Genomic DNA, 26,229 nt, shown 5'->3' with positions numbered 1-26,229 from the left:
CTTTAATTCATGGCGTATGTAATTACACACATCTATTTCAAAGGGGCATTACGCCTCTGAAATGACTTTTACATCATTCCCTTTCCGAGATCTGCCATTGCGTCTTCCATTTCCTTTGTTCTGGCTTCGTCCTTAATCATGGACAGGTTGGCCTGAATATTTAAAACACAGCCCTTCACGCCGGATTCGGACAGATATTTTGCGCTCATAAGGTCGGAGAGGCAGGCAGGGTTGGAAGAACCTTCCAGGCGGCATACCAGATCGTAAACTCTCTTATTGTTATATCCGTTGTTCTTCGGAACAAGTGCAGCCTGGTAAGCGGCGTCACGGACAGCCTGTTTTCTCACTTCTTTTTCTTCGTCTGTGGATTTTGGAAGAGCGAAAGCGTCTTTAATCATGCAGTAAGCTTCCGTGTCCTGCTCGGATCCTTTTAAAAGAGTCTGGGCGAGTTTATCCAGTTCCTCGGACATAGCCGTGTATTCTTCTACGGTGAGATTAACCGGTTTTGCCATGGAAAGTTTTGCAACCATGGATGCCATACCGGCAGCCATAGCTCCGGCCAGAGCGGAAGCGGAACCGCCTCCTACGGTAAAGTCATCTGAATCAACAACCTTGTTAAATACATCTAAATACATAAAATGCCTCCCTGAGCCGCTACTTTGCCTTTTTTGATGATCGTTTCGATCGGATTGCGGCCATATTTGTAAATTAAATCTTCGTAGGTGTCTGTGTCGAGAATTAAGAGATCCGCCATCTTACCAGGGGTAAGAGAACCTCTGTCTTTTAAGCCCATTGCCTTGGCGGCGCCTTTTGTTGCGGCGCGCAGCGCTTCTTCCGGAGTAAATCCATGCTGCCTGCAGGCAAGCACAAGAATAAAGATCATGGATTCGCACCAGCATCCGGGACAGCAGTTGGTAGCAAGGCCCAGATCCATTCCAATTTCTAACATTGGGCGCGGGTTAACCTGTTTTGCATGGTTTACGGCAAAATCGGTGCCTACCAGTAAAACTCCGGTAACATCGGCATCCTTCAGCTTCTGGAATACGCTCACCGGTGTGTAGTTCAGATGATCGGCTGACAGCATATGCATATCGGCAGCCAGATCGGAACCGCCTATATAAGAGTAGGCGTCGGTGTGAATTCGTGGAGCCAGTCCATAGTCGCGGCCAGCGACCAGCACAGTTTCACATTCCTTTGCCGTATAATGTCCTTCGTCACACCAGATGTCGTTGCAGCCGGCCAGTTTCTCTTCGGCCACGCGCGGAATCATCTCTTTGCAGAGAAGATCTATGTAATCCTCTTTTTTCATTCCTTCCGTCCAGCCATGGGCTCCAAGGAAGGTGGAGAAGATATCCAGAGGCAGTTCTGCGTTTAACTCACGGTTTACCTCCAGCATGCGGATTTCGGATTCCATTGTCAGGCCGTATCCGCTCTTTCCTTCAAGAGTAGTGGTTCCGTTCATGAACATATTTTCCAGACGGCGTTTCGTCTGTGCCTTTAATTCTTCTTTCGGAAGGTTCACCGTCATGTTGACGGAGGCATAGATACCGGTCGGGATTCCTTTTTTAACCAGAGTTTCCGGATTGTCATCCGTAACGGAAATGGAATAAGCGGCTACTCTGGAACCGCCGAATGTCACGTGGGTATGGCAGTCGATAAAGCCTGGCAGTACGACCTTCCTGGAAGCGTCGATGGTTTCCACATCGGTGCCTTCGGATTTCAGTTTTTCAGCCAATTTGTCAATCTCCGCCGCTTTGCCGGCGGCCTCGATCAGACCGTCACGGATCAGGACGCTGCCGCCTTCGATCAGGCCAATATCGTTATTACGATCGCCTTCCATGGTCAGAAGCTGCCTGGCGTTTCGGATCAGGAGAACTTTTTTACTGTTATCCATTGTGATCTCCTTTCATAAATAAAACAGTTTACATAAATCAAAGGTATAAAAAAACACAATCAGGAGGGCACATAAGTACCCTTATGAACCCTCCTGCAATGTACATTTCTGTACGATTATCTGATATATTCGCCTTCTGGAGCAAATGTAACCTTATCGGCCGGCTCCCACCAAAGCGGAATCTTGATGCTTTCGCCGCCTGCAATCTTGCCGATTCCGTTGCAGACATCTTTTGCAGCCTGGTATCCGGACTGAGCGTGACGTACAACACCGATACCGGAGTCAACTGTCAGAGCTGCGTCAAGTCTTACATCAGCTTCTTCTGTACCATCAGCGATCATGGTAACACCTGTATGTACAGCCTCACCCATGGAGTAGTTAGCCTGGATAGCGATCAGGTCGCAGCCGGCTGCACAGTTTAATAAACCATTTAAGTATGGCCAGTCAGAGATGTAGTCTCCGCCATCTGGCATGTTCTCGGACTCGAATGTCGGGTTAACGATAGAACCGGAGTCTAAGTTATCTCTGGAGAATGCTACCGGGCCCTTTACCTCGCCCTTCTTGATTAATTCGTTAACAGCAAGACCGAAACGTCTTCTTTCGCCAAAGCCCATGTAGCAGATACGTGCCGGAAGAGCCTCGATCGGAAGGTGTTTTCTGGCCAGGTTGATCCATCTCTCAACGAGTTTGTCACCCTTGCAGATTTCAAGTGCCAGGTCATCCAGACGAGCAAGGTCAGATGCCTCACCGGAGATACAGGTCCAACGGAAAGGTCCACGGCCTTCGCAGAACAGTGGTCTGATGTATGCTGCTACGAAACCTTCAATCTGTTTTGCTTCTTTCTCAGGCATACCTGCATCGATACACTCTTTACGAATGCTTGTGCCGTACTCAAATGCTTCAACGCCGCGTTTTTTGAACTCGATCATAGCGCGTAACTGACGCTGCATTGTCTCACGTGCTGCTGCAAGATAAGCTTTTCTGTCTTTTCCTCTGAATACGTCAGCCTCTTCTCCTGTGTATCCTGATGGGATATAGGAAATCGGGTCGTGGCAAGGACACATTTCTGTAACTACGTCAGGAAGGAAGTTCTTAGCAAGAGCCTCTTCGTAAACGTCTGCAGCGTTTCCAACAACACCGATGGAGATCGGGTCATCTTTCTCTATATGCTCTTTAGCGATAGCGATAGCTTCGTCTAAAGAACGAACCATCATATCCATGTAGTTCTTCTCGATACGTCTCTTGATAACTCTCTCGTCAGCATCAACAAGGATAACTACTGCGCCATGCATCTTGCCAGCCCATGTCTGGTTTCCACCCATGCCGCCTGCACCAGCTGTTAAGAAAATCTTGCCGTGCATGTCATTATCCCACTCTTTTTTAAGAGCGATAGCTGTCAGAGTCTCAAATGTTCCTTCGATAACGCCCTGTGTACCAATGTACTCCCAAGGAGCAGCTGTGTACTGTGCGAAGATTGTAAGGTTCTTATCCTGGAGGTCGTAGAAACGCTCCCAGTCAGCTTTCATAATATTAGTAGTAGCCATAACAACACGTGGAGCTAATTTGTGTGTTTTGAATACTGCAACCGGCATACCGGACTGGATAACCAGTGTCTCATTGTCTTCAAGGTCTTTTAAAGACTGAACGATTGCATGGTAGGATTCCCAGTTTCTTGCACATTTTCCGTTGCCGCCGTAAATAACTAACTGCTCTGGAATCTCTGCGTTCTCCATATTGTTCTCAAGCATTCTTAAGATGGTTTCCTGTTTCCAGCCTTTACATCTTAATTCGCCACCTCTCTGAGCTTTTACGGAATAGTAGATTTCCGGTTTTCCTTCCTTTGGTGCATACATGTTTCCACCGTTCATTGACATAGCTAAATTCCTCCATTTCTTTTTGTTTGTTTTTTGATTTCTACACCCTATGTAGTATTGTTTCTTTCTGGCCGTTTACGCTATTGGCATTTCGTAAGCGGCGCTTGTTTGTATCTGATGGTTCAAGTATATGTACAGGCAGTCGAGGAAATGTCGATGTTTTGGGGGAAATAGCAAGATGTTAAAAAAAATTTTTAAATTGGGGTATTCGACACTTTATCGGCGGACTGACACTATACTGGACGTAGTTTTTTAAAACCTTGTTTTCCCTTGATAATAAAAGGGTAAGACATAATCCTCTTAATGAATTGTGGATAGGAACGGATGACTGCTTAAAAAAAGAAAGCGGGGCTGTTGCCGTTCCGGCGTTCTATTTCAAGTATCTTCTTAATATAAAAAATCGAAATAACGGATGTTTACTGAGGCTGTAGGGAGCCGACGGTAACAAAGGGGATCCGTTCTTTCTATTAAATGGAAGTTTACGTTGAATTAAATTTTGCTTTTTGAGTGTGAAAAAGGAAAAGCGGATTAGTATGAAAGCCGGATCGAGATAGACACAGTTTAAGAAGAGGTGTAAAGAGGGAGGTGTTCTTAAAGAAAAGTGAAAAGAATAAACTGATACAAAGGGGTTAGCTGCAAATACACGGATGCCGTACAAGCGGCACGCTGGTGGCCGGGTTTAAACGGTATTTGAGCCTGGTGAGATTCTGTTGATGAAAAGTTGACGAAGTAATGAAAGAGGGGTATTCAGTTATGGCTGAAAATGAAAAGAAGAAAAGATTCCAATTACCACACATTTATCTATTATTACTTATCATTATTTTTGCCTGTGCAATTGCAACCTGGATTTTGCCGGCAGGTGAATTCGAACATACGATTAATGATGCCGGAATCGAAGTAGTAGTTCCCGGAACATTCCATATTGTTGAGTCTACACCGGTAGGGCCTTTTGCTGCTTTAAAATCGCTCTACGGCGGCATGCTGAACGGCGCGGGCGTTATCTTCTTCGTATTTATTTCCTATGCATCAATCGGACTTATTATTCAGACCGGTGCTTTTAACGGTCTTGTCGCATTCCTTCTGAGGGTTCTCAAGGGAAATATGAGAGCGGTTATTATACCAATCTTCATTACAGTGATTGGTGCGGCCTCCTCAACGATTGGTATATTTGAGGAGACGCTGCCCTTTATCCCTATTTTTGTCGGCATCGCGATAGCGATGGGGTACGACGCCCTGGTGGGAACCGCCATCGTAGCACTTGGAGCCGGGCTTGGTTACAGCGGGGCATTTATGAACCCATTTACCGTTGGTATGGCACAGAGTATTGCGGGACTTCCCCAGATGTCGGGAACCGGATACAGAATTTTCTGCCACGCCATGATGATCGCGGTGGCTTCCATATACGTTATACGATATGCATTAAAGATACAGAAGGATCCGACTCAGAGCCTCGTTTATGGAGACGATTTCAGCCATATGACTATGGACACTTCGGATCTTGAAAACCATCCTTTCGGTATCCGTGAGAAGCTGGTACTTTTCACACTGGTAGCCGGTATCGCAGTCATTGTCTGGGGGTCTAAGACACAGGGATGGTATTTTGAGGAGTTAAACGTTATTTTCCTTCTCATGGGTGTTATCAGCGCGATTATTATGGGCTGGAAACCAAACGATATTGCCGACAGGATTGCCCATGGATTTACAGATATCGCCATGGCATGTCTTATGATTGGACTTGCACGCTCAATTCTTGTTGTGCTGCAGTCGGGCCACATTATTGACACAGTGGTATATGGCGCATCGATTCCGCTGTCCTATCTGCCGAGCTGGCTGTCATCGATTGCCATGCTGCTTGTGCAGACGGTACTGAATTTCCTGATTCCGTCGGGTTCAGGCCAGGCCGTAACCAGTATGCCTATCATGGCTCCGCTCTCGGATCTGATCGGCGTTTCACGCCAGACGGCGGTTCTTGCATTCCAGTTCGGCGATGGTATTTCCAATATCCTCTGGCCGACCGGTTTTGCTCCAATCCTCTGCGGTATTGCAGGCCTTAAGCTCGATAAATGGTGGAAATGGTTTGTTCCGCTGTTCCTGCTAATCCTGCTCACTCAGGCGGTTCTGATGGCGCTTTCAGTAGTAGTTTGGGCATAAAAGACGGTTGACACATGATGTACAGCAAATAACAGAAGTTTTATTTTAATTTAAGGATACATATTCAGGAGGTATAGATGTGAACGACATTTTAAAAGAAGCCCAGGAGCTGCAGCATAAAATAGTAGAGTGGAGAAGAATTCTTCACCGTTACCCGGAAACAGGATTGGTGCTTCCAAAAACAGCAGATTTTGTGACAAAGCAGTTAACGGCGGCCGGTATAGAATACCAGACATATAAGAACCACTCGGGAATCACGGCGGTGATTGGCAAGGGTACGGGGAAAACCATTGCGATCAGAGCCGATATGGACGGTCTGCCAATCAAGGAAGAGACGGGACTGACATATGCTTCCGCGAATGAAAATATGCATGCCTGCGGCCATGACGCCCATACGGCGATGCTCATTGCAACGGCAGTGATGCTTAAGAATCATGAGGATGAACTGAAGGGGAAAGTCAAACTCATATTCCAGCCGGCCGAGGAGGGTCCGGGAGGAGCCGAGCCAATGGTAAAGGACGGAGTGATTGAGGACGTGGACGCAATTCTGGCGCTGCATGTCGGCTCCATGTTCGGGGCCTTTACAAACGGCGATATAGCAGTAAGCTACTCCAATACTACGGCGGCGGACGATCAGCTTTTGATCAAGATACAGGGCTTTGGAGGCCATGGTTCCGTACCTCATGAGTGTATCGACCCAGTAGCAATTGCCGCACTCATTATAAACAACATTCAGTATATTATCAGCCGTGAAGTGGCGCCGGCCGAATCTGCGGTAATTACTCTTGCCAGCGTCGAAGCGGGCAGAGGCGCCTATAATATTATCCCGGAAACGGCAGTGATCAAGGGGACGATCCGCAACGGTTCACCGGTGGTAAGAGAATTTGTACTGAAAAGAATCGAAGAGATAGCCAAAGCAACTGCCCAAATGATGAGGGGAAGCTGCACGGTTGAGGTGCTGGACGGATACCCGGCTCTGGTGAACGACCGGGCAATGGTGGAGAGCTTCTTAAAGTCGGCTAAAAAGCTTGTTCCAGAAGAGGAAATCCACATCGCAAGTCATGGAATGATGGGAGGGGAGGATGCGGCATTTTTCTTCCAGGAAGTGCCCGGCTGTTACTTTTTCCTGACAAACCACGCTCCATGTCCAGCTGACGGCAAGGAGTACGGGGCTCACCATCCAAAATTCTGTCTGGATGAGGATGTATTCTACAGGGGACCGGCATTATTTACACAGGCAGCAATGGACTGGCTCGAAGAAAACTAGATTTTAATACTTAGATTCTGCCTAAATTCTTTTAAAATGGAAAGCACCGCCGCGGTGTGGATAAACAGGGCGGCGGTATGAGAAATTATTTATAAAGGCGTCGTGCCCCCGGAACAGGGACATGGCGCCTTTAAGAATTCAGGAATATAAATACCGGAAATATCGTCATAAGGAATATCAACTTCAGAGTTTCCGTCATCAGAAGTTTTCCGCAGCTTTTGATGTATTCTCGTCACCGGGTCCCGGTTCGGTGCTGAGATAATCAAACTGTTTCATATCGATGTCTGTAAAAGCCAGATCGAACTTAAATGTGATGTTGTCTCCCCTGAATTCGAGGCGTCCGGGACCTTTATCGAGGCTGATTACGGTATTGATTCGTATCTTTTTCTGGCGTGTACGGCTGGTATCCAGGATTACGGCCTCTTCGCCCCCGGAGTTCACATATACAATCTGGACGGCTCCGGAAAGGGAACTTAATTTGCCTTTGAATGTAACCTCCGTATTTTCTGAGGGAGTCATGTAAAGAATATCAGAGGCGCCGCTTACCCTTGCCTTACCTGTAAGTGTGTATTTGGCGTCCTCGCCCTTTGCCGTAAAATCGTTATAATAGCTTCCCGTGCTGAGCGTAAGGCCGCTGCAGGAGGTGAGACAGATAAACAGGATGAAGCAGGAAAACGACATAACTACGTGTTTCATAATGGATTCTCCTTTCTGAAGAGGGAAATGCGGAGGCGGATGTGTACTGCTTAATTATTTTAACGAGGTACACTTTTGTTTTCCTTCATAATCGTATTATGTACGGGAGTGAAAGGGCTGAATCATGTAAAATGCCAGAAAATCATAATTGGTTGTAAATTTATTTTCCCCGTGTTACACTATGATTTATCAGGTCTTTTCGGGGTATAATAGGAAAAACGTTATTGTCCGCACCATTGATGGGGAACGGCATTCCAGCGGACGGTGACCAATAAACAACGATACGGGAGATGGCGCCATGACAGCAGAAGATAAGACAGGAATTAAGAAAAAGAATGATATGATAACAGGACATCCGGGAAGGAGCCTGTTGTTTTTTGCCCTTCCGATGATACTGGGCAATCTGTTCCAGCAGTTTTATAATATTGTGGACTCGATTGTGGTGGGAAAATTCGTCAGTGAAGAAGCGCTGGCGTCGGTCGGAGCCTCCTATGCAATCACCAACGTTTTCATCGCGGTCGCCATAGGCGGAGGCGTGGGAAGCGCGGTGATTATATCCCAGTTTCTGGGAGCTGGAAGAAGCGGGAAGATGAAAACAGCGGTTTCCACAACGCTGATTAATTTTCTCGTTATCAGCCTGATTTTAGGCACGGTAGGACTCATTGGGAACGACTGGATTCTGCATCTTCTGAAGGTACCGGCCAATGTATTCAAAGATGCCGCCGACTATCTGAGAATTTATTTTATCGGACTGCCTTTTCTTTTTATGTATAATGTGCAGGCTTCCGTATTCAATTCCCTCGGCGATTCGCGTACACCGCTGTATCTGCTGATTTTTTCATCAGTTTTGAATATCGTGCTGGATTTGGTGTTTGTGATCCGGTTCGGATTGGGCGTGAAAGGCGTGGCTTATGCGACTTTGATCGCGCAGGGCATATCGGCCGTGATTTCTTTTGGGCTTCTGCTGCGTAAAATTAAAAAATATCCTCATGAACGGCAGGAATTCCACTTTTACGACGGAAAAATGCTGCATTCCATGACCAGAGTCGCAATACCGTCGATATTGCAGCAGTCGATTGTCAATATGGGAATCCTGCTGGTCCAGTCGGTAGTTAATACATTCGGTTCGGCGGTTATGGCCGGTTACTCGGCGGGAACCAGGATAGAATCCCTGGCAATCGTCCCGATGACGGCGGTCGGAAACGCCATGTCCACGTTCACGGCCCAGAATATGGGAGCCGGCAATGTAAAGCGCGTCAAAGAAGGTTACCGCTTCTGCTATATTATACTGGGATGTTTTGCGGTGATACTGTGTGTATCCATCCAGCTTTTCGGGCACTCCTTTGTGTCCGCTTTCCTGGACGCGGATGCCAGCAGCGCGGCCTTTGAGACTGGAATGTCTTACTCGGATTTTATCTCGTTTTTCTTTATTTTTATAGGTCTCAAGATGACGACCGATGGACTTCTGCGCGGGTCGGGCGATGTGGTGGCTTTCACAATTGCCAATCTGGCCAACTTAAGCATCAGGGTGTTTGTCGCCAATTATTTTGCTCCGAGGTATGGAGTCGCATTCGTATGGTATGCCGTGCCGATCGGCTGGGCGGTTAACTATATCATTTCTTTTTCCTGGTATCTGACCGGACACTGGAGCCGGATACGGCTGGTCGGCAGGAAGGGCGCCGAAGCAGGGGGCAGCGAAGGATAGCGGTGTGTCACAGCAGACAATTACAAATGAGAGGAACAGGAGGTACAAGATGAAAGAAAAATCGTATATGCTGGCAATACCGGGACAGCAGGAACCGGAGGGCCGGATGGAAGTACTTGGACGGCTTAAAAATGCACCCGACTTCCGGGTGATCACGGCGGACATGGAGGACGAGGGGAATATCGGACTGACGGTTGAATATGGCGGCAGCCGGTACAGAGCCCTGATTTATCCGACTGATTTCGAGCTGCCGGAATTCTACCGCTGCCAGCACCTTTTCCCTGATGTGGATATAGAGGCGATGGAGAATGCCGAGGGAGGCCTGGCCGTGGAAATGATGTTCGGGGAGGATGCCCTGGCGTCCTATCATCTCCAACTGAAGATCATCCACGCCGTTCTTCCCGATGCTGTGGCGGTTCTGGACGACAGCTCGGAGAAGATTCTTTCCGGCCATTGGGTGGCTTTGGCGGCCGTGTCTTCCGTGCCCCCTGCGCCGCGTTATATTTATACGGCTCAGGCCGTGTCGGGAGATGAGCCGATTGTCTGGCTCCATACGCATGGGCTGAACCGCTGCGGGATTTCGGAGCTGGAAGTCCTGAATTCCACGAAGGAAACCTACAACAGCCATTACAATGTTCTGGAGACAATGGCAAACCGTCTTCTGGAACTGGAAGAGCCGCTGGAACCGAAGGAACCGTTGTACCTCGCCAGATTGACCGACCGCGCGGCGCTTATTACGACACTGGTTCCCTGGAGCGAGGCAGTGGAGCTGTATGATGATGATATGCTGGGAGGCAAAGACGACAGAGCCGAAGGACATAATGAGAATACCAGCGCCATCTTTACATATAAGACGAAAGACGACTATGAGGAGGGAAAATACTCACCGATTTCCATATACGACGAGATTCTTGAGAAAAATCCGATCTACTGGATCTCCACATCGGAGACGGAGCGGATGAAAGCGCTGGCGGCCGAGCGGATCCCTTACATGCTCCGCGCCCTTCAGGATAAGGAAAACCACATCCTGATTAAGATTGGCCTCACCATTGACGAGGAGTATCAGGAGGATAATAACACAAAGGAACACATCTGGTTTGAGCTGCTTGAAGCGAAGGACGGAACACTGACGGGCAAGCTGACGCAGGAGCCGTATTATGTAAATGGTATGCATCAGGATGATATCGGGACTTATACGCTGGATGATTTGACGGACTGGATTATTTTCACGCCCAAGCGGAGAATCACACCAGATGATGTGTATATTATGGATTTGGAAGAGAAAGAGTAAAAGGTAATTGCCATGGAATTCTGGACGGCAAGTGCAGAAAAGTAGCGATAAAGAAGCTGTCATATGACAATAAATAATGGAAGAAATGGAAAAAAGCCGGCGTCCACTCCGATCTTTACGGGGGGACGCCGGCTTTTAGCAGTTTTATTTGCTATTTACTAATACGATAAATAGTAACAAAGTTATTTTATTCCGGAAGGCAGTTATCCAGGCTCCTGTTTAGAACGCTCCGGGCGCCAGTTTCATCATATCTTCAGGAATTCTGCCCTGTTCCCGTTCCACCACCTCATAAACGACCACATCCGGTTTATATTCCTCCAGCATGGAGGTGTCGAATGCCTGCCAGTGGTAGAAATCCGTATATTGGAAGTATTTGTTCAGCGTCTGTGAAAGAGAGTATCCGAAGGAGTCACGGTACACTGCGACCCGGCGCGGATCGGGCGCTCCCGGTGTGACCAGGTGGGTGATGTTGCCGTCTCCGTTTACGTCCTCCCTGGTTGTTTCCAGTTCGTCATAGTAACCACTTATGGCGGCAAAAGTGTCGTCGGTCCGCGATGCAGGCATGTGGAACAGTTTTCCCAGATCTCCGACACCGGAGGGGAGGTAGGATACGGTCACATCATCTATGGATACCGGAGTCCCTCCCAGCGCCTCGATCAGCATCTGGTTTGTCACAAAACCGGCGGCATCGTTCCAGTGGGTGTCGGTCTTAAAGTACCACTTATAATCCCTGTTCTCCTGAAAATAGGGAGCCGGGTCAATGACTGTCACGCTGCTGTGCTCCTTAATATAGGAAATCAACTCTTCGGAACGCGTGGGAGAACTGAGCTGACGGCAGCTGTCGGGAAGATATTCCCTGTATACAGACTCCTTGCTGGGCGGGAGTACGAGCAGAAATTCGATCCCCTGCGATTCGAAATAGTCGGCTGCTGTCTGAATGTGCGCAGTGATGGATTCCAGAACGGGCTGTGGATACCGGTTGATGCCGAGACAGTCGGCTATCGACGAACCGGCCGTATAGAAATACCATCCGTCTTTTCCCTTCAGCACCTGCGTGGAATCAGGATAATCGAACAGATCCAGATTCAGCCTGGCATTGAGAGACAGAAAACGGTTCCGAAAGGCGGCGTGGTCATTGATATAACTGTCCATTTCGGATGGAAAACGTTCCAGATTCTCAGCGGACAGCACCGGAAATTCTGCAAGCGTACGGTTCTCATCACTTCCGGCGTCCGATTCATTTTTCATAAGTGGAAACAGCAGGTTGGGGGCCAGAAGGCACAGCCAGAACCCGGCAATCATTATGATCTTTTTGTTCATAAACAAAACTCCTTATATCAGAACTTATCAGAACTGGAAATAAATAAACGCGGTATAGGTGCTGCTTACAACGACCAGAGTGGACAGGAATAAGAGCACGATCATCACGGCAATATCTCCATAGGATACGGATTCTTCATCAAAAATATGGGCCTTAAACCGGGGAAACAGAGCCTGTACCGGTCCGCACAGGAGAATTCCCAGGGCGGCGAGGAACAGAATCTTGTTGTTGGCAAAGAGTCCCGCATTCCAAAGACCCCGGGTGGGGCGGATCATGGCTTTTGCAAGGTTAACGGCAACGGTCATGCTGGGAGCGCGGAACAGGAGCCAGCCGAAGACAACCACGATCATTGCATACAGATGGTTAAGAAATTTAAGCGGGTTTTTATCCAGCAGCTTTTTCAGCCAGAGCCGTTCCGACAGGATAAAAATACCGTGGTAGATTCCCCAGATAATAAACGTCATGCTTGCGCCGTGCCAGAGGCCGGTTGCCAGGAATACGATAAAGAGGTTTACACAGGTTCTCGGAAGTCCTTTCCGGTTGCCGCCGAGAGGGATATACAGATAGTCCCTGAACCAGGTTGACAGGGAGATATGCCATCGTCTCCAGAACTCGGTTATCGAAGAGGAGAGATAGGGATAATTAAAGTTTTCCTCATAGTAAAAACCAAAAATCCGCCCCAATCCGATTGCCATATCCGAATAGCCGGAAAAGTCGTAGTAAATCTGAAGGGTGTACAGAATCACGGCCAGCCAAGCAGTGACGGTCCCCATCTGCTCCGACGGTACGCCCATAATATAGTCGACGGACTGGCCGAATGTGTTGGCCAGCAGAACTTTCTTCGCAAGGCCGTATACAAACCGTTTGATTCCGTAAAACTGCATGGAAAGCGTCTCCGTGCGGTCCGTAAGCTGTCCGGCGATCTGGTGGTATTTTACAATGGGTCCCGACAGAATCTGCGGGAACAGGAAGATGTAAAGCGCCATGTGAAACAGATTTTTCTGCGCCGGGCTTTTGCCGCGGTAGACATCGACCACATAGGAGATGGCCTGGAAGGTATAAAAAGAGATACCGAGGGGAAGGACGATATTTCTCAGAGGGAAAAGTTCCGTTCCGGCAAGGCGTCCCACCGTTGTCACAAAGAAATTATAATATTTAAAATACCCGAGGATACCCAGGGTAATTAAGGCAAATACCGCCACGGTCAGTTTCTTAAGACCGGTGCGGCTGCCTGCAGCGTCCAGGCATAGTCCGGCCGTATAGCACAAAAAGACTGTAAGGAGCACTAAAAGCAGATAACGCGGTCCGCCCCATCCGTAGAAGATGAGGCTGGCCGCGAAAAGGACAATATTTTTAGCATTCCTGCCCGGAACCAGGTAGTATAGAAACGCTGTGGCCGGCAGGAAGAACCAAAGAAATACAAGGGAACTGAATAACATAATAATACCGCCTTTTGTATATTATCTCAGAATGTTTTTGTTACGGGTTGTCCGCCGGAGGCTCCGGCGTCTTAGCGGGTTTCGGAGGTTTGGATTTTTCCTTGATATCGAAAGATAACTGTGCTTTAAACAGATCACCATCAATATAAATTTCAAAACTGCCTTTCTGAAGCTCGGTCAGGCTCTTGGCAATGGACAGGCCCAGTCCGCTTCCTTCCGTCGCTCTGGCCACATCGCCGCGTACAAAACGTTCCGTCAGCTCATCGCCGCGGATATTCAGCGGATTGGCCGATATATTTTTAATGGTGAAGACAACCTGTGGGGGAAGTATCAGTCCCTCCTCGTTAATACGCAGATTATCCTTCGTAATATCGATGTAAATACGGCTGTTTTCCATCGCATACTTAAACGCGTTGTTATAGAGGTTTTCCAGAACGCGCCACAGCCTGCGTCCGTCAGCTTCTATCAGCAGTGTTTCCTCGGGGGCGGTGGTGATGAGTTCCAGATGACGGCTGGCAAATTTCTCCTCAAACTCCCCGTTTGTCTGATAGACCAGCTCGATAAAGTCAATATCACTGATTTCCAGCTTCAGATTACCGGAACTGGCCTTCGACGCCTCCACCAGATCTTCCGTCAGCGTCTTCAGACGGTTGGATTTCTGTTCCAGAACGTCCAGGTAGCGGAGGATTTTTTCATCCTGGATATTTTCACGCCGTATCAGTCCTACATAATTGATGATGGAGGTCAGAGGCGTCTTGATATCGTGGGATACATTGGTAATCAGGTCCGTTTTCAGGCGTTCGCTTTTAACCTTTTCCTGAAGTGCGGATTCCAGGCCAAGACTGATATTGTTGATATTGGCTGCCAGCTCGAATTCCCTGCCGTCAAAGTCATCCAGATTTACCTGATAACTCGTCTCACCGGCGGCCAGGCGCTCTATGGCCGTGCTGATCATATCGTGTTCCACCGCGTGTTTAAACAGCAGGTAGAAAATCCAGAGATTGAATGCGACACATGCAAGAATTACCATTCCCGTCAGGGCGTAAATGGTAGTCTTGCTCAGGTAAATTCTGTCCCACAAAAACCATGCAAGGCTGATGAGGGAGGTGTTGATGGCCGCGTAGGCCAGGAAACTGACAACCATACGGGTCGTAAAGCTCTGCCCGGTAAAAAAGATGGACATGCGCTCACTCCACCGGCAGATAAAACTTCCGGTCCAGATGGTTCCAGCCTTATATCTTCTGAGCAGGCTGAAGAACAGAAGCAGCGCTCCCAGATAGAAGACCGCCGTGTAAAGCACGCGTTCCGACAGCGCCCAGGATTCTTCCGGAAGCACCAGATGGGCAATCCGCACAAGGGCCAGACGGCAGAAGGCGAAGCCCGCAATGGTTAAGAGGGAGAACATGACAATGCCTGTCTCCGTGCTCGTTTTGTCAAATCCGTGCAGGGTGATGGTCTTGTCACCGGCATTTTTGTGCCCTGATACCTTGAGCAGGAACAGGAGCGTGAGCAGGGCAATCATGCCTCCGGTCACCAGGAGAACAAATCCGCTGATGTAATAGTGCTGCATGCTCCGGAAAGCATCCCTGTTATTCGAATAGACATCCTGCACCGGATAGGTGGTATCCACTCCGGCCAGCAGATAAAATGTATTCGTATCATAAGGATTGTTCGCCGCCAGGGCGGACACGGTATTTAACGCAATTGATTTCAGGTTTGTATCATAGAATACGGAGTTTCCCGGAAGGTATGCATATTTGCCGTATGTTTTTAACGTGTCTGAAGTTAAATCACGATCGTTGGCATAAATGGTCGCTCTTTTCGTGCTGGATTCATCGTCATAATATTCCACCTTAAAATGCAGGTTGCTGGGATTGACAAGCAGCCGGTTGTAAGTGGAATAATACTGGTGGAGCATTTCCATAATCTCCAGTGAAACCTCTTCCAGGGAGGCTCTGCGCGTTCCGGGAATCAGGTAACTGTAATGCTTTTCAGGATCACTGGCCGCCCAGTCGATGTATCCTTCCCGGGTCCTGGCGTCGATGGCCGGTGTGGAGACCTTTGTGCACTGGAAATCTTCATTCAACTGGTAGCCCATGGACTGCAGATAGGAAATGATATCCGCCAGGCTGAAGCTCTCCGTCTCGTTTGGGCCAAAGGTCATCTGCAGCATTTCTTTGGAAACATCGATGGCTCCGCCGCTCTCAAACGTGGAATTGTACTCAATGTACTGGAAAATGTCATTTAAATCACGATTAAACTGTCTTGTAAATTCATCGGTATCCTCATAAGCCATATTTTGGACACGCGTGATACCGACGCCAAAGTTATCATTCAGATACATGGTGCCGATGCCCGCGAACATAACAGTCAGGAAAATGAGGTGCAGGGCGCTGGCAATAAGCTTCTGGGCCTGCATGGATAGTCGCGAATATTTCATATTATTTATCACCTGTTTTCTGCATTAGAGGATGAAAGACAGCCGTCGCCGATTGCTTCTTAATTCTTTAGCTGACGCCTATCGCTTCTTAATCCTTTAGATGACGCCTACTGCTTCTCAATCTTGTAGCCGACGCCCCATACTACCTTGAGGTAACGCGGCTCCCTGGGATTAATCTCAATTTTCTCCCGGATGTGGCGGATATGGACAGCCACCGTATTGTCGGCCCCGATAGCCTCCTCATTCCAGATTTCCTCATAAATCTGGTCGATGGAGAAAACCTTCCCCGCATTCTTAACGAGCAGGAGCAGAATATTGTATTCAATCGGGGTCAGCTTAATGAGATCGCCATCCACGGTCACTTCCTTATTTTCATCATTAATCAGGAGACCACCGCATTTAAAAATATGGCCGCCGGCCTGGGTGTTCATATTGCCGAGCTGGGTGTAGCGGCGAAGCTGGGATTTCACCCTTGCCACCAGTTCCAGCGGATTAAACGGTTTTGTGATATAGTCGTCGGCCCCGATATTAAGTCCCAGAATCTTATCGGCGTCCTCAGACTTCGCGGACAGGATAATAATCGGGATACTGCTGGTTTCACGCACCTTAAGAGTCGTCCTGATACCATCCAGGCCCGGCATCATCACATCAATAATCATCAGGTTTACATTGTGGGACTGCAAAAGTTCCAGCGCCTCGAACCCATCGTAGGCCTTAATCACCTCAAAACCTTCCCCGGTGAGGTAAATGTCAATCGCTTCCACAATTTGTTTATCATCATCACAGACAAGAATACTCTGCATAAGTAAACCTCCTTCTCCATTCTCATTATCGGTAAAAAAGCATAGTTTTTTTCATTATACAACGAAAATGGATAAAAAGGGTATTACTTTTTCTTAAGCTTTTTTCGGGGAGGGGGATTTGGTTGAGATGTGAGGACGCCTCTGTAAGACGGCGGACGGGGGAGTGGGAGGGTGTTTATGAGTCTTCAGTCCCGGTTGGTAGGGTGTGGTGAGGGGGAATCCAGGAGAAAAGATTCCTTCCCCGGGCAGGTTGTCGACGGGACTGAAGACTCAGGGAAGGTGACTGCCCCGTCCGCCGGCTTCAGGGGCTGATTGTCTCTTTCGTCAAGCAATTTGGTGAAATGTCAAGAGGTAAATGAAAAAGATTTTCTATAAGAAAGGTAACTTTAATAGACCTACGATTCAAAAGAAACGTAAGTTCGGTATATACTATGGATTACCTACTCTTTTCCACAGAGTAGAGTTGGCTTTTGTCCAGCAGTCCAAAAAGCATACGTATCAGTTTACGGGAAGTCAACGCGAGTGCTCGTTTGTGCCGATGGGTTCTCACCTCAGCAAATTTTTTGTCATAAAAGGCCTTGTATTCCGGACAGTGATTCATGACACTGCCTGCGGCCTCTATCATGTAATAACGCAGATAACGGTTGCCGGCTTTATTCATAGGCGTGTCTTCTGCATCAAATATCCCGGACTGGTTTTCCTTCCAGACAATGCCACAATACTTGGCAAGTGCATCGTTGTTTTTGAAACACTTGATTGTGCCGATTTCAGCAAGGATACCACTGGCATAAACCTTGCCGATTCCGGGAACGGAGTTGAGGATCTGGTACTCGGTAGGGTTCAGCCCCTTCACCGTCCTTAAAATGGCATCATCAATTGCTTTGAGTTCTTTTTCAAATGCATTGATACAGTTAAAAGAACACCCGATGGAGACCGTCAGCGGTTCATAAAGACACTTGTCCAGCCGGTAGGAATTAGTGGCCGCCTTTTGAAGCAGATAAGTGGTCTGCTCCGGATCGGAGATTCGTCCACGGCTCTTGGAGCTGATGAATGCAACCAGCTCATCGACCGAAGCATTTACAATGGCCTCGGTCGAAAGGTATTCCGTAAGGACTGCTTCTGCGGTGGCACCATATTTGTCAGAAAAAGGATGTTCCTCCTTGTTCAGCATGGCAAACTCACTGAATTTGAGGAAGATGTTGTTGAGCATGTAGGTTTTCTCCTTGGCCATACATTCCGTAATGTGAAGCCGGTGCCTGGTAAGGCGCTGGAGGGCAAGATACTGTGCCCCACGCCACGGCTGGGTTTTAATCCGCCCTACCCTGGCGAAATCGGCAATGACAAAGGAATCGATCCCATCGTTCTTATCAAGGGAATTGAAGGATCCTTTGTACTTTGCCACTTCCTTGGGGTTAAGGCAGTAAACCTTCGTGCCGAAAGGGGCCAGCCTTTCGCAGGTGGAAAGGTAATTGGCAATGTGGACGCCATAAAAACCGGTAGACTCCAAACCGATGATAACGGAAAGGAACTCATGGTGCTGTTCCAGAACTTCCACTATCATCTGCCCCATCCTCTCAGCGCCATACTGGGCGTTAGGGATGGGGACCATGCGGATAAGGAAGTCCTGCTCGAAATTCAAAGCAGAGATAACGTTTAAGCGGGAACCAATGTCGATTCCAACAAAAAGCGTTGACAGGTAATCGGTTTTCTTCATGTGTAATCACCACCTTTCATGTAAGAATGGGGAAACATAGCCAAAGCTTATCCCGATTCGGTGTACCGGCTGCAACCTCGCGATATCAGCATTGAACCAGTAGAAATACCCTGCTGGAGGCTGGAACTGGTGATGCAGCATTTGTGTAAGCAGTCATGGCACACCGTCTGGGCTGCAAGCTTGATAAGCAATAGCCAAAGGCTTTGCATGCGGGGGCAGCAGTGACCTTAGCTAAGATTCCACTGAGAACCATTATAGCACCGGGAGGCTTTGATAGAAAGTAACCAGTAAACAGTATAGATGAGAAAAGGATGGACCAGCACTCCTGGAGGAGACCCCTCCTGATATGACAACATAGAAATTCCTTACATCTATACTAGAAAAAAATAAGTTTACAGCCTATGTTAACTGGCTATAAACTTATTATACGAGTAAGGGGGAGGTATTGTCGCTACCACTATGTAGTTGTGAACCTTTTACATTTTGAAGATGTTTTAGGCTGAATTTGGAGATAAATTCAAAACTAAATTTAATGAGTAAACAAAAAAATGCATGGTTATTCAAGGATAGGTCAGGCGCCAAAGCTCAGACTCATCAATTGATACCATGCAGGAGGCATTCTTCTGGAATTCGAGGAAACGTAGTGGCAGCGACAATACCTCCTCCCTTTGAAAAAATAAGAACAATTCAGCGGCCGCAGGCCGGGATACGGGATGGCGATAACCTTCGCGTCTTCAGTCCCGGTCATAACCTTCCCGTGGGAAATCCGGGAGAAAAAGATTCCGGAGGGAACCTGGGAGTTCATCGGCACTTACCGAGGTTTTTCACGAGGTTAGTACCGTTATGCACTCCAAAGAGCGCAAGCGTTTCCCGCAGGAACTTTTTCTGCCCGGATTCCCCACCCGCGACAACCTGCAAACCGGGACTGAAGACACATAACCTCCCCCTCACCATCCCGAACCCCGACCGTCCCGGCGGCGTTCTAATTTCTCAACCTACCCCCCTAAATACGCCTGCTGCACCACCCCATTAGCCCGCAATGCCTCAGCGCTGTCTTCCAGAATAATCTTTCCGGTTTCCAGCACATAGCCGCGGTGGGCGATTTTCAGCGCCTTGTTGGCATTCTGTTCAACCACGAGCACCGTGATTCCGGTTTCGTTCAGATCTTTGATAATCTTAAAACAGGTGTTAACCATAATCGGCATCAGCCCCATAGAGACCTCGTCGATAAGAAGCAGCTTCGGTTCGAGCACCAGTGCGCGGCCGATGGCAAGCATCTGCTGTTCGCCGCCGCTCATTGTCTTGGCGAGCTGGTTTTTCCTCTCTTCAAGTCTTGGAAAGAGTTCATATACCTTTTTAATGTTGGGCTGGATTCTGGAAGTGTCCTTTACACGGTAACATCCGGTGCGCAGATTTTCTTCCACGGTCAGGCTGCCGAAGACGCGGCGTCCTTCCGGAACGTAGCCAATCCCCATTTCCGCCCGTTTCCAGGCCGGAACGTGGGTGATGTCCTCGCCGTTGTAGGAGATGGTACCCGATTCAACCGTTTTAAGGCCCATAATCGACCGGATCAGGGTAGTTTTTCCGGCTCCGTTTGGTCCGATTACGCTGACCAGCTCTCCCTCGTCTACCTGGAGGCTGATTCCTTTTATGACTTCCATTTTATTGTAATTCACTTTCAGGTCTTTGATCGTGAGCATCGTCCTCATCCTCCTCTCCCAGGTATGCCTCGATCACCTTCGGATCCTTCTGGATTGTTTCCGGACTGCCTTCGGCGATCTTTTTTCCGTAGCTCAGAACTACAATTCTGTCGCACACCTTCATAGTAATAGGAAGGTTGTGTTCGATCAGGACAATGGTTTTGCCCTCCTCTTTCAGGCGGCAGATCAGGTTTGTCACTTCGTTGATAGCAAAATTGCTCAGACCGGCGCAGGGTTCGTCAAGCATAATGAGAAGCGGATCGGTTGCCAGCGCCCTGGCGATTTCCAGACGCCTTGTGTATCCGAGGCTTACGTCCCTGGCAAGAGTGTCTTTATAGTCGGAAAGTCCCACCAGCTCCATCAGTTCATCCGAACGCTGAAGCGTTTCCTTTGTATGGCAGTTTTTGAAAAAAGAACGGACTCCCGTATATTCCCGGATTCCCAGGGCGGCGATTACATTATCCCGGATTGTCAGGTCACCGAGCGGTTTGGAGATCTGAAATGTTCTCGCAATCCCCATTTTGGCGGCCTCATAGGGAGCCATGCCCTGTATTTCCTTGCCGTCCAGGCAGATGGTTCCTTCATTCGGCTTATAGACTCCGCAGATGGTATTGAAGAGCGTCGTCTTTCCGGCGCCGTTGGGTCCGATAATGCCCAGTGTTTCATTTTCATGGACCACCATGTCAAAATCGTCGATTGCCTTCAGGCCGCCAAAATACATTTTTAATCCTTTGACCTCAAGAATTTCACCCATTTGTCTCACCTGCCTTATGCCCCCGAACTATTTTCAGGAAATTTCGTACGATAAAGCTGTCGTTGCCCAGGAGTCCCTGTGGCTGGAAGCGCATCATCAGGACGAGGATTCCGCCGTACAGAATCATTCTGTAGTTGTCTGCAAAACGCAGAAGCTCCGGTGCGGCCCCGAGAATCAGAGCGCCGAGCAGCGGCCCGCGGATCGTTCCTATGCCGCCCACAACGACCATGGACAGGATGCTGATCGACACCGTGAAGGCAAAGCTGCTGGAAAAGATAAAGGTCATACGGTGCACGTAAATGGCGCCCGTAAGTCCCGCAATGGAAGTCCCTAAAAAGAATGCCAGGATTTTGTAACGGTTGACGTTAATGCCCAGGGACATGGCGGCGCCCTCGTCGTTTCGGATGCTGGACAGGGCGAGGCCAAACCAGGAGCGCGTCATCTTCCGGATGAGAAGACACACAATCACAATCAGGATTACCAAAAGAACGAGAAAGTGAAGCGGTGTCATTTTCTGGCCGAAAAAGGTCGGCGTTTTTACGGACATTCCCAGGGAAGCCCCGAAAATCTCCATGTTCTGAAACAGAGCCACCATAACAAAGTTGATGCCGATCGTCGTGATGGCGAGGAAATCATCCTTCAACCGGAGGCTGATAATTCCTAAGACCCCTCCTGCGGCGCCGGTGATAAGAAGCGCGGCGGGCAGAGTCAGCCAGAAATTGATTCCCGCATTTGTCATAAGAGCCGATGCATACGCTCCGATTCCGAAAAAGGCGGCGTGACCCATGGCTGACTGGCCGGCATAGCCTGTAATAATATTGAGGCTCAGGGCCAGCAGGGCAAAAATTGCTATATTTACCGCAACTGTTATAATATAACTCATGCCTTTTTCCTCCTCTACGCTGTTTTTTTGCTCATCAGGCCGGATGGTTTGATCAGCAGTACCAGAATTAAGACAATAAATGCGATGGAATCTTTTGGAATAAAGGAACCCATATAAACGGAAATCAGGGTTTCCGCGAGGCCGATTACAAGACCGGCGACAACGGTGCCGGCCGGATTGCCGAGTCCTCCGAGGACGATAATAGCCAGCATTTTATAGGAAGGAGTCTCGCCCAGGGCGGGGGTGATGGAGTTGTAGAGCATCCCCACCATCATTCCTGCCGCTGCCGCGAAGCTGTATCCGATAATATAGCTGAGCGCCGTTGCCGAGTTCGTATTGATTCCCATGGCCCGGGCGATTTCGGGATCCTCCGCTGTGGCCTTCCAGGCCAGCCCCATTTTCGTCCGGTTGAGTACAAACCACAGAACGAGGAAAAGCAGTACGGTCAGGAAGAGAACCAGCAGCCATTCGGGCGCGAGAACCACCTTGCCCAGATGGATTGCGCTAAAGCCCAGGTCGGCATTGTACGCCTTGGTCCCTGCTCCGCAAATCAGGCGGACCAAATCACCGGTGAGTGTAAAGAGCCCTACACTGGTGATAAGCGGGATAATTGGAAGGATATGCGGTTTTGCCAAAATAGGGCCGTAGAGAAATTTATGTATCAATACACCGATCATCCCGGTAACCACCATGGAACAGATGAAGGTCAGGAGCAGGTTGTGGGTGGAGGAATAGATATAAAATCCGATATAAGCTCCTGCCACATAGGCTCCCGCGTTGGCGATATCGAGGATTCTCATGATTCCGTAAATGAGAGTGGCGCCCATAGCGGTGAGAGCGTAGACACTTCCAATTACGATTCCGTTAATGATTTGCTGTAATAGCATACATTTACCTCCCGCAGTTGTGATAGTTAAGGTTCGGGTGTGATAACTGCCGGATCGTCAATGATATCGTAGTAATGATAAGCTGCATCCTTTATAATCTGAATCTGTACCGGCTTAACGGCCTCTCCTTTTTCAGAATAATACAGAAGTGTTCCTGTAACGGTCGGGAAATCTTTTAAGGATGCAATGGCGTCTCTGACTGCCTTCGGATCCGTAGAACCGGTAACTTCGATGGCCTTGAAAATAACTTCGAATGCATCATAAGCAGAAGCGCCGACCATATCAGGTTCCTTATTATAGGTTTCCCTGTATTCCTTCATATATTTCTGGGTATTCTCGTCCTTGGTGTCACGGTCCATGTTGGTTGTCAGGTAAAGTCCGTCCGCATTCTTGCCCGCGGTTGCAAGGAACTGCCAGGAGTCTACGCCCTCTGTGCCGATAACCGGTACGTTGAAGTCCAGAGTCTTGCACTGCTTCATGATTTCTGCGGCGTGTCCATAATAGTTAGCCATATAAATCAGATCCGGTTTTACTTCTTCTTTCAGTTTGGTGATAATGGAGGTAAATTCATTATCGCTCATAGCGACTTTGTCATAGGAAACAATTTCTGCTCCGTTGGCCTCGGCATATTCGGAGAATGCACCTGCCAGCTCAGAGCCGTAATCGAGATCCACGGCAATGATGGAGATCCTCTTGGCGTTCAGTTTATCAACCGCCAGTACGGCGCCTGCCTTGCCCTGAATTTTGCCGGAGAAGGATTGAGAGAAAATATAATCGCCTGCATTTACGACATCCGGGTGAACCGCATAAGCAGATACCATCGGAATTCCGGCCGCCTGGATAATCGGAGCCGCCACACGGGTAGGACCGCTGTAGCTGCCGCTGACAATTGCAACGACGTTATCTTTGGTAGTCAGTTTTTCAGCAATGCTCACGGCCTGGTTTGTATCCAGCGCGTCATCATAATCAACCAGCTCAACCGGGCGTCCGAGCAGGCCGCCTGCCGCGTTGATATCGGAAACCGCCAGCTTGGCGGAGTTCAAGGTACTCTCGCCGTCCGCCGATGCGGCCGCTGAAGTCAGGGGTGAAAAGAATCCGATTTTGATGGGATCGCCGGAAGGCTGCTGTGCAGAGTCTGCCGCTTCGCCGCTTTCACCAGATGCGGGCGCCTCGGTTGACGCAGGCGCCTTGGTTTCCGCGGGTGTAGAACTTCCCGACGAACCGCAGCCCGCCATCGAGAGAGCCATGACCATACTCAGTGTTACTGACATTACTTTTTTTGCTCTTTTCATAAAATTGCTTCCTCCTATAATATTTTTATGCCAGAAAACAGGAAACTGTCGAAATATAAGTCGAATTTTGACAGATAATAACAGAATTTACTCATAGTTTTCTGACACTTCACTAGATTATATCGCCGGGACGTCGAGAAAATGTCGATGTAATTGCTTAATTTTCCTGCAAGTGGGGATTTAACTGAGGTGAGGAGGACGCGTCCGGAACGGACCATGTCCGGTGTGGTGAGGGGGCTGGCTGAGTCTTTTGTCCCCGATTGGAGGTTGTTGTGAGGGGGGGAATCCGGCCGGAATGAATTGTTACGGGGACCGCTCGCGCTTTTTGGAGTGCGCAGCGGTGCCAGGCTCGAAAAGACCTCGCCAGGTACCGGCGGACTCCCATATCCCCTGCACAATTGATTCCGCCTCCTTCCCCCGGCAGATTATCGCCGGGGACAAAAGACTCAGGCGGAGGTTTTCGCGGCACCGGACATGGTCCGCTCCGGACGCTGATTGTCTCTAACCTTAAATGGGGAGGACCCTGTCGCGGCCACTACGAAGCTGCGATACTTTTACGGTCTGACGGTATCTCACCAAACCAATCAGAGACCGGACAGCAGATATTCTGAAGCATTCGGAGAAACATAGTGGTTGCGACGATCCTCCTCGCCCTTTGAAGGAATAAGAACAATTCAGCGGCCGCAGGCCGGGGTTCGGGATGGCGAAAACCTCGGCGTCTTCAGTCCCGGTCCATAACCTACCGGTGGGGAAGAAGGGAGAAAAAGATTCCGGAGGGAACCTGGGAGTTCATCGGCACTTACCGAGGTCTTTTCGAGGTTAGTGTCCGTTATGCACTCCAAAGAGCGCAAGCGTTTCCCGCAGGAACTTTTTCTGCCCGGATTCCCCACCCGCAACAACCTGCAAGCCGGGACTGAAGACTCACAACCTCCCTCTCACCATCCCGCCCCCCGACCGTCCCGGCGGTGTTCTCATTCCTCAATTAAATCCCTATATTCGACATAGTTTCGCGAAAACTTATTCTTGACAAACGGAAGGAGATTGGATACACTGTGAATAGTTTGAATATCAAAGCATTTGAAACCAACAGTAAATCGGGGATAAAATATGACTTCAAGAATAATCGGAACCGGCTCTTATCTGCCGGAAAATATTGTTACAAATACAGACTTAACGGAGTATATCGACACGAGCGACGAGTGGATCCGCGAGCGGAGCGGAATCTGCTACCGCCGGATTTCCACCGAGGAGGGCACATCGGCCCTGGCGGTCCAGGCGGCTCAGAGGGCCATCGAGGATGCGGGCATCGCCCCGGAGGAGATTGAAATTATCGTTTTGGCCACTTCCTCACCCGACAGGAGCTTCCCCAGCGCGGCGACGGACGTCCAGGCGGCAGTTGGGGCGCTGAACGCGGTTGCGTTTGATATCACTGCGGCCTGCTCTGGATTTATCTATGCTATGCACATTGTACAGGGATTTATCCAGTCAGGTATTTACAAGACGGGCCTGGTGATTGGCGCGGAGACCCTTGGCAAGGTACTGGACTGGACGGACAGGGGAACCTGCTTCCTGTTCGGCGACGGAGCCGGAGCCGCAGTAGTGAGAGCCGATGAGAAAGGCCTGATAGACACCCTGGTAGGCAGCGACGGAAGAAAAGGCTGGGTATTGGAATGCCAGTCCAGAAGTCTCGGCAACTGCCTGACAAAGGTAAAACCGGAACTCGGCTTTATGAAGATGGACGGCCAGGAGGTCTTCAAATTCGCGGTCCGCAAGGTGCCGGAGATTACGAAACAGATTATGGAAGACAACGGTCTGGTTCAGGAGGATATCCGCTATTTCGTGCTTCATCAGGCGAACATCCGGATCCTGGAGGCTGTTTCCAGAAGACTGAAGATCCCGATGGAAAAGATACCCGTCAACCTGGATCAATACGGCAATACATCCGCAGCGTCGATACCGGTACTCTTAGACGAGATGAAACGGGACGGCCGTTTACAGCGCGGTGACAAAATTGTTTTATCGGGCTTCGGCGCGGGACTCACCTGGGGAGCCATGCTTCTGGAATGGTAAGGTAAAAAGCCTCGGACCGGCCGGGCCGGCTGAATGGCTTTATAATAA

Annotated in this window: 19 protein-coding genes; 5 read left to right on the top strand and 14 right to left on the bottom strand. The window is 49.1% G+C overall.

Annotated elements, in window-relative coordinates:
• Positions 1-68: 68 nt before the first annotated feature.
• The 3 genes from V3C10_23035 to V3C10_23025 form a co-directional block, all read right to left on the bottom strand.
• Positions 69-635 carry a cyclodeaminase/cyclohydrolase family protein gene (locus V3C10_23035; protein WVP62142.1) on the bottom strand — a complete coding sequence of 189 codons (567 nt, stop codon included), beginning with the start codon at positions 633-635 and terminating at the stop codon, positions 69-71.
• Positions 626-1,894 carry an imidazolonepropionase gene (gene hutI, locus V3C10_23030; GenBank protein WVP62141.1) on the bottom strand — a complete coding sequence of 423 codons (1,269 nt, stop codon included), beginning with the start codon at positions 1,892-1,894 and terminating at the stop codon, positions 626-628. The genes V3C10_23035 and hutI overlap by 10 nt, the downstream gene beginning before the upstream one ends.
• A 116-nt stretch (positions 1,895-2,010) precedes the next feature.
• Positions 2,011-3,768 carry a urocanate hydratase gene (locus V3C10_23025; GenBank protein ID WVP62140.1) on the bottom strand — a complete coding sequence of 586 codons (1,758 nt, stop codon included), beginning with the start codon at positions 3,766-3,768 and terminating at the stop codon, positions 2,011-2,013.
• Positions 3,769-4,521: 753 nt separating this feature from the next.
• Here V3C10_23025 and V3C10_23020 point away from each other — a divergent pair.
• The gene (locus tag V3C10_23020) at positions 4,522-5,919 is read left to right on the top strand and encodes a TIGR00366 family protein (protein ID WVP62139.1); all 1,398 of its coding nucleotides are present in this window, start codon (positions 4,522-4,524) and stop codon (positions 5,917-5,919) included.
• A 79-nt stretch (positions 5,920-5,998) separates the two neighbouring features.
• Entirely contained in the window at positions 5,999-7,186 is a 1,188-nt protein-coding gene (locus tag V3C10_23015) for a M20 family metallopeptidase (protein ID WVP62138.1), read from the top strand.
• A 198-nt stretch (positions 7,187-7,384) separates the two neighbouring features.
• Here the strand turns inward: V3C10_23015 and V3C10_23010 are convergent, their stop codons facing one another.
• Positions 7,385-7,882: a hypothetical protein gene (locus tag V3C10_23010; GenBank protein WVP62137.1), complete on the bottom strand. Its 498-nt coding sequence runs from the start codon at positions 7,880-7,882 to the stop codon at positions 7,385-7,387.
• 298 nt (positions 7,883-8,180) lie between these two features.
• Here V3C10_23010 and V3C10_23005 point away from each other — a divergent pair, with 298 nt between their 5' ends.
• Together V3C10_23005 and V3C10_23000 are read left to right on the top strand one after the other, a co-directional pair.
• Positions 8,181-9,587, top strand: coding sequence for an MATE family efflux transporter (locus tag V3C10_23005; protein WVP62136.1), 1,407 nt, complete (start codon positions 8,181-8,183; stop codon positions 9,585-9,587).
• A gap of 49 nt (positions 9,588-9,636) precedes the next feature.
• Entirely contained in the window at positions 9,637-10,878 is a 1,242-nt protein-coding gene (locus tag V3C10_23000; protein WVP62135.1) for a DUF4026 domain-containing protein, read from the top strand.
• A gap of 219 nt (positions 10,879-11,097) precedes the next feature.
• Here the strand turns inward: V3C10_23000 and V3C10_22995 are convergent, their stop codons facing one another.
• From V3C10_22995 to V3C10_22950, 10 genes are all read right to left on the bottom strand, one after another.
• A complete protein-coding gene (locus tag V3C10_22995) occupies positions 11,098-12,198 on the bottom strand; it encodes an alginate O-acetyltransferase (protein WVP62134.1) in 1,101 nt (366 codons plus the stop codon).
• 27 nt (positions 12,199-12,225) lie between these two features.
• A complete protein-coding gene (locus tag V3C10_22990) occupies positions 12,226-13,638 on the bottom strand; it encodes an MBOAT family O-acyltransferase (protein ID WVP62133.1) in 1,413 nt (470 codons plus the stop codon).
• A 40-nt stretch (positions 13,639-13,678) separates the two neighbouring features.
• On the bottom strand, positions 13,679-16,078 hold the full coding sequence (locus V3C10_22985) for a HAMP domain-containing sensor histidine kinase (protein WVP62132.1): 2,400 nt from the start codon (positions 16,076-16,078) through the stop codon (positions 13,679-13,681).
• A 107-nt stretch (positions 16,079-16,185) separates the two neighbouring features.
• Positions 16,186-16,881, bottom strand: a complete 696-nt coding sequence (locus V3C10_22980) for a response regulator transcription factor (GenBank protein ID WVP62131.1) — start codon at positions 16,879-16,881, stop codon at positions 16,186-16,188.
• Positions 16,882-17,317: 436 nt separating this feature from the next.
• Complete coding sequence (locus V3C10_22975) at positions 17,318-18,595, bottom strand: IS110 family transposase (GenBank protein WVP62130.1); 1,278 nt, start codon at positions 18,593-18,595, stop codon at positions 17,318-17,320.
• A 995-nt stretch (positions 18,596-19,590) separates the two neighbouring features.
• Positions 19,591-20,295, bottom strand: a complete 705-nt coding sequence (locus V3C10_22970) for an ABC transporter ATP-binding protein (protein ID WVP62129.1) — start codon at positions 20,293-20,295, stop codon at positions 19,591-19,593.
• A complete protein-coding gene (locus V3C10_22965; protein WVP62128.1) occupies positions 20,258-21,049 on the bottom strand; it encodes an ABC transporter ATP-binding protein in 792 nt (263 codons plus the stop codon). The genes V3C10_22970 and V3C10_22965 overlap by 38 nt, the downstream gene beginning before the upstream one ends.
• Positions 21,042-21,932 carry a branched-chain amino acid ABC transporter permease gene (locus tag V3C10_22960; protein WVP62127.1) on the bottom strand — a complete coding sequence of 297 codons (891 nt, stop codon included), beginning with the start codon at positions 21,930-21,932 and terminating at the stop codon, positions 21,042-21,044. The genes V3C10_22965 and V3C10_22960 overlap by 8 nt, the downstream gene beginning before the upstream one ends.
• 14 nt (positions 21,933-21,946) lie before the next feature.
• A complete protein-coding gene (locus V3C10_22955) occupies positions 21,947-22,819 on the bottom strand; it encodes a branched-chain amino acid ABC transporter permease (protein ID WVP62126.1) in 873 nt (290 codons plus the stop codon).
• A 26-nt stretch (positions 22,820-22,845) separates the two neighbouring features.
• Entirely contained in the window at positions 22,846-24,111 is a 1,266-nt protein-coding gene (locus V3C10_22950) for an ABC transporter substrate-binding protein (protein WVP62125.1), read from the bottom strand.
• Positions 24,112-25,218: 1,107 nt separating this feature from the next.
• Between V3C10_22950 and V3C10_22945 the strand changes: the two genes are divergently transcribed.
• A complete protein-coding gene (locus V3C10_22945; GenBank protein WVP62124.1) occupies positions 25,219-26,181 on the top strand; it encodes a beta-ketoacyl-ACP synthase III in 963 nt (320 codons plus the stop codon).
• Positions 26,182-26,229 lie beyond the last annotated feature (48 nt).

Source organism: [Clostridium] symbiosum (genome assembly GCA_036419695.1).
Taxonomy (GTDB): domain Bacteria; phylum Bacillota; class Clostridia; order Lachnospirales; family Lachnospiraceae; genus Otoolea; species Otoolea symbiosa_A.
This window is presented reverse-complemented; position numbering and strand designations above follow the sequence as displayed.

Coding starts and splice junctions, on each gene's coding strand:
- V3C10_23035 (WVP62142.1), bottom strand. CDS start 635: ATGTATTTAGATGTATTTAACAAGGTTGTTGATTCAGATGACTTTACC.
- hutI (WVP62141.1), bottom strand. CDS start 1,894: ATGGATAACAGTAAAAAAGTTCTCCTGATCCGAAACGCCAGGCAGCTT.
- V3C10_23025 (WVP62140.1), bottom strand. CDS start 3,768: ATGTCAATGAACGGTGGAAACATGTATGCACCAAAGGAAGGAAAACCG.
- V3C10_23020 (WVP62139.1), top strand. CDS start 4,522: ATGGCTGAAAATGAAAAGAAGAAAAGATTCCAATTACCACACATTTAT.
- V3C10_23010 (WVP62137.1), bottom strand. CDS start 7,882: ATGAAACACGTAGTTATGTCGTTTTCCTGCTTCATCCTGTTTATCTGT.
- V3C10_23005 (WVP62136.1), top strand. CDS start 8,181: ATGACAGCAGAAGATAAGACAGGAATTAAGAAAAAGAATGATATGATA.
- V3C10_23000 (WVP62135.1), top strand. CDS start 9,637: ATGAAAGAAAAATCGTATATGCTGGCAATACCGGGACAGCAGGAACCG.
- V3C10_22995 (WVP62134.1), bottom strand. CDS start 12,198: ATGAACAAAAAGATCATAATGATTGCCGGGTTCTGGCTGTGCCTTCTG.
- V3C10_22990 (WVP62133.1), bottom strand. CDS start 13,638: ATGTTATTCAGTTCCCTTGTATTTCTTTGGTTCTTCCTGCCGGCCACA.
- V3C10_22985 (WVP62132.1), bottom strand. CDS start 16,078: ATGAAATATTCGCGACTATCCATGCAGGCCCAGAAGCTTATTGCCAGC.
- V3C10_22980 (WVP62131.1), bottom strand. CDS start 16,881: ATGCAGAGTATTCTTGTCTGTGATGATGATAAACAAATTGTGGAAGCG.
- V3C10_22975 (WVP62130.1), bottom strand. CDS start 18,595: ATGAAGAAAACCGATTACCTGTCAACGCTTTTTGTTGGAATCGACATT.
- V3C10_22970 (WVP62129.1), bottom strand. CDS start 20,295: ATGCTCACGATCAAAGACCTGAAAGTGAATTACAATAAAATGGAAGTC.
- V3C10_22965 (WVP62128.1), bottom strand. CDS start 21,049: ATGGGTGAAATTCTTGAGGTCAAAGGATTAAAAATGTATTTTGGCGGC.
- V3C10_22960 (WVP62127.1), bottom strand. CDS start 21,932: ATGAGTTATATTATAACAGTTGCGGTAAATATAGCAATTTTTGCCCTG.
- V3C10_22955 (WVP62126.1), bottom strand. CDS start 22,819: ATGCTATTACAGCAAATCATTAACGGAATCGTAATTGGAAGTGTCTAC.
- V3C10_22950 (WVP62125.1), bottom strand. CDS start 24,111: ATGAAAAGAGCAAAAAAAGTAATGTCAGTAACACTGAGTATGGTCATG.
- V3C10_22945 (WVP62124.1), top strand. CDS start 25,219: ATGACTTCAAGAATAATCGGAACCGGCTCTTATCTGCCGGAAAATATT.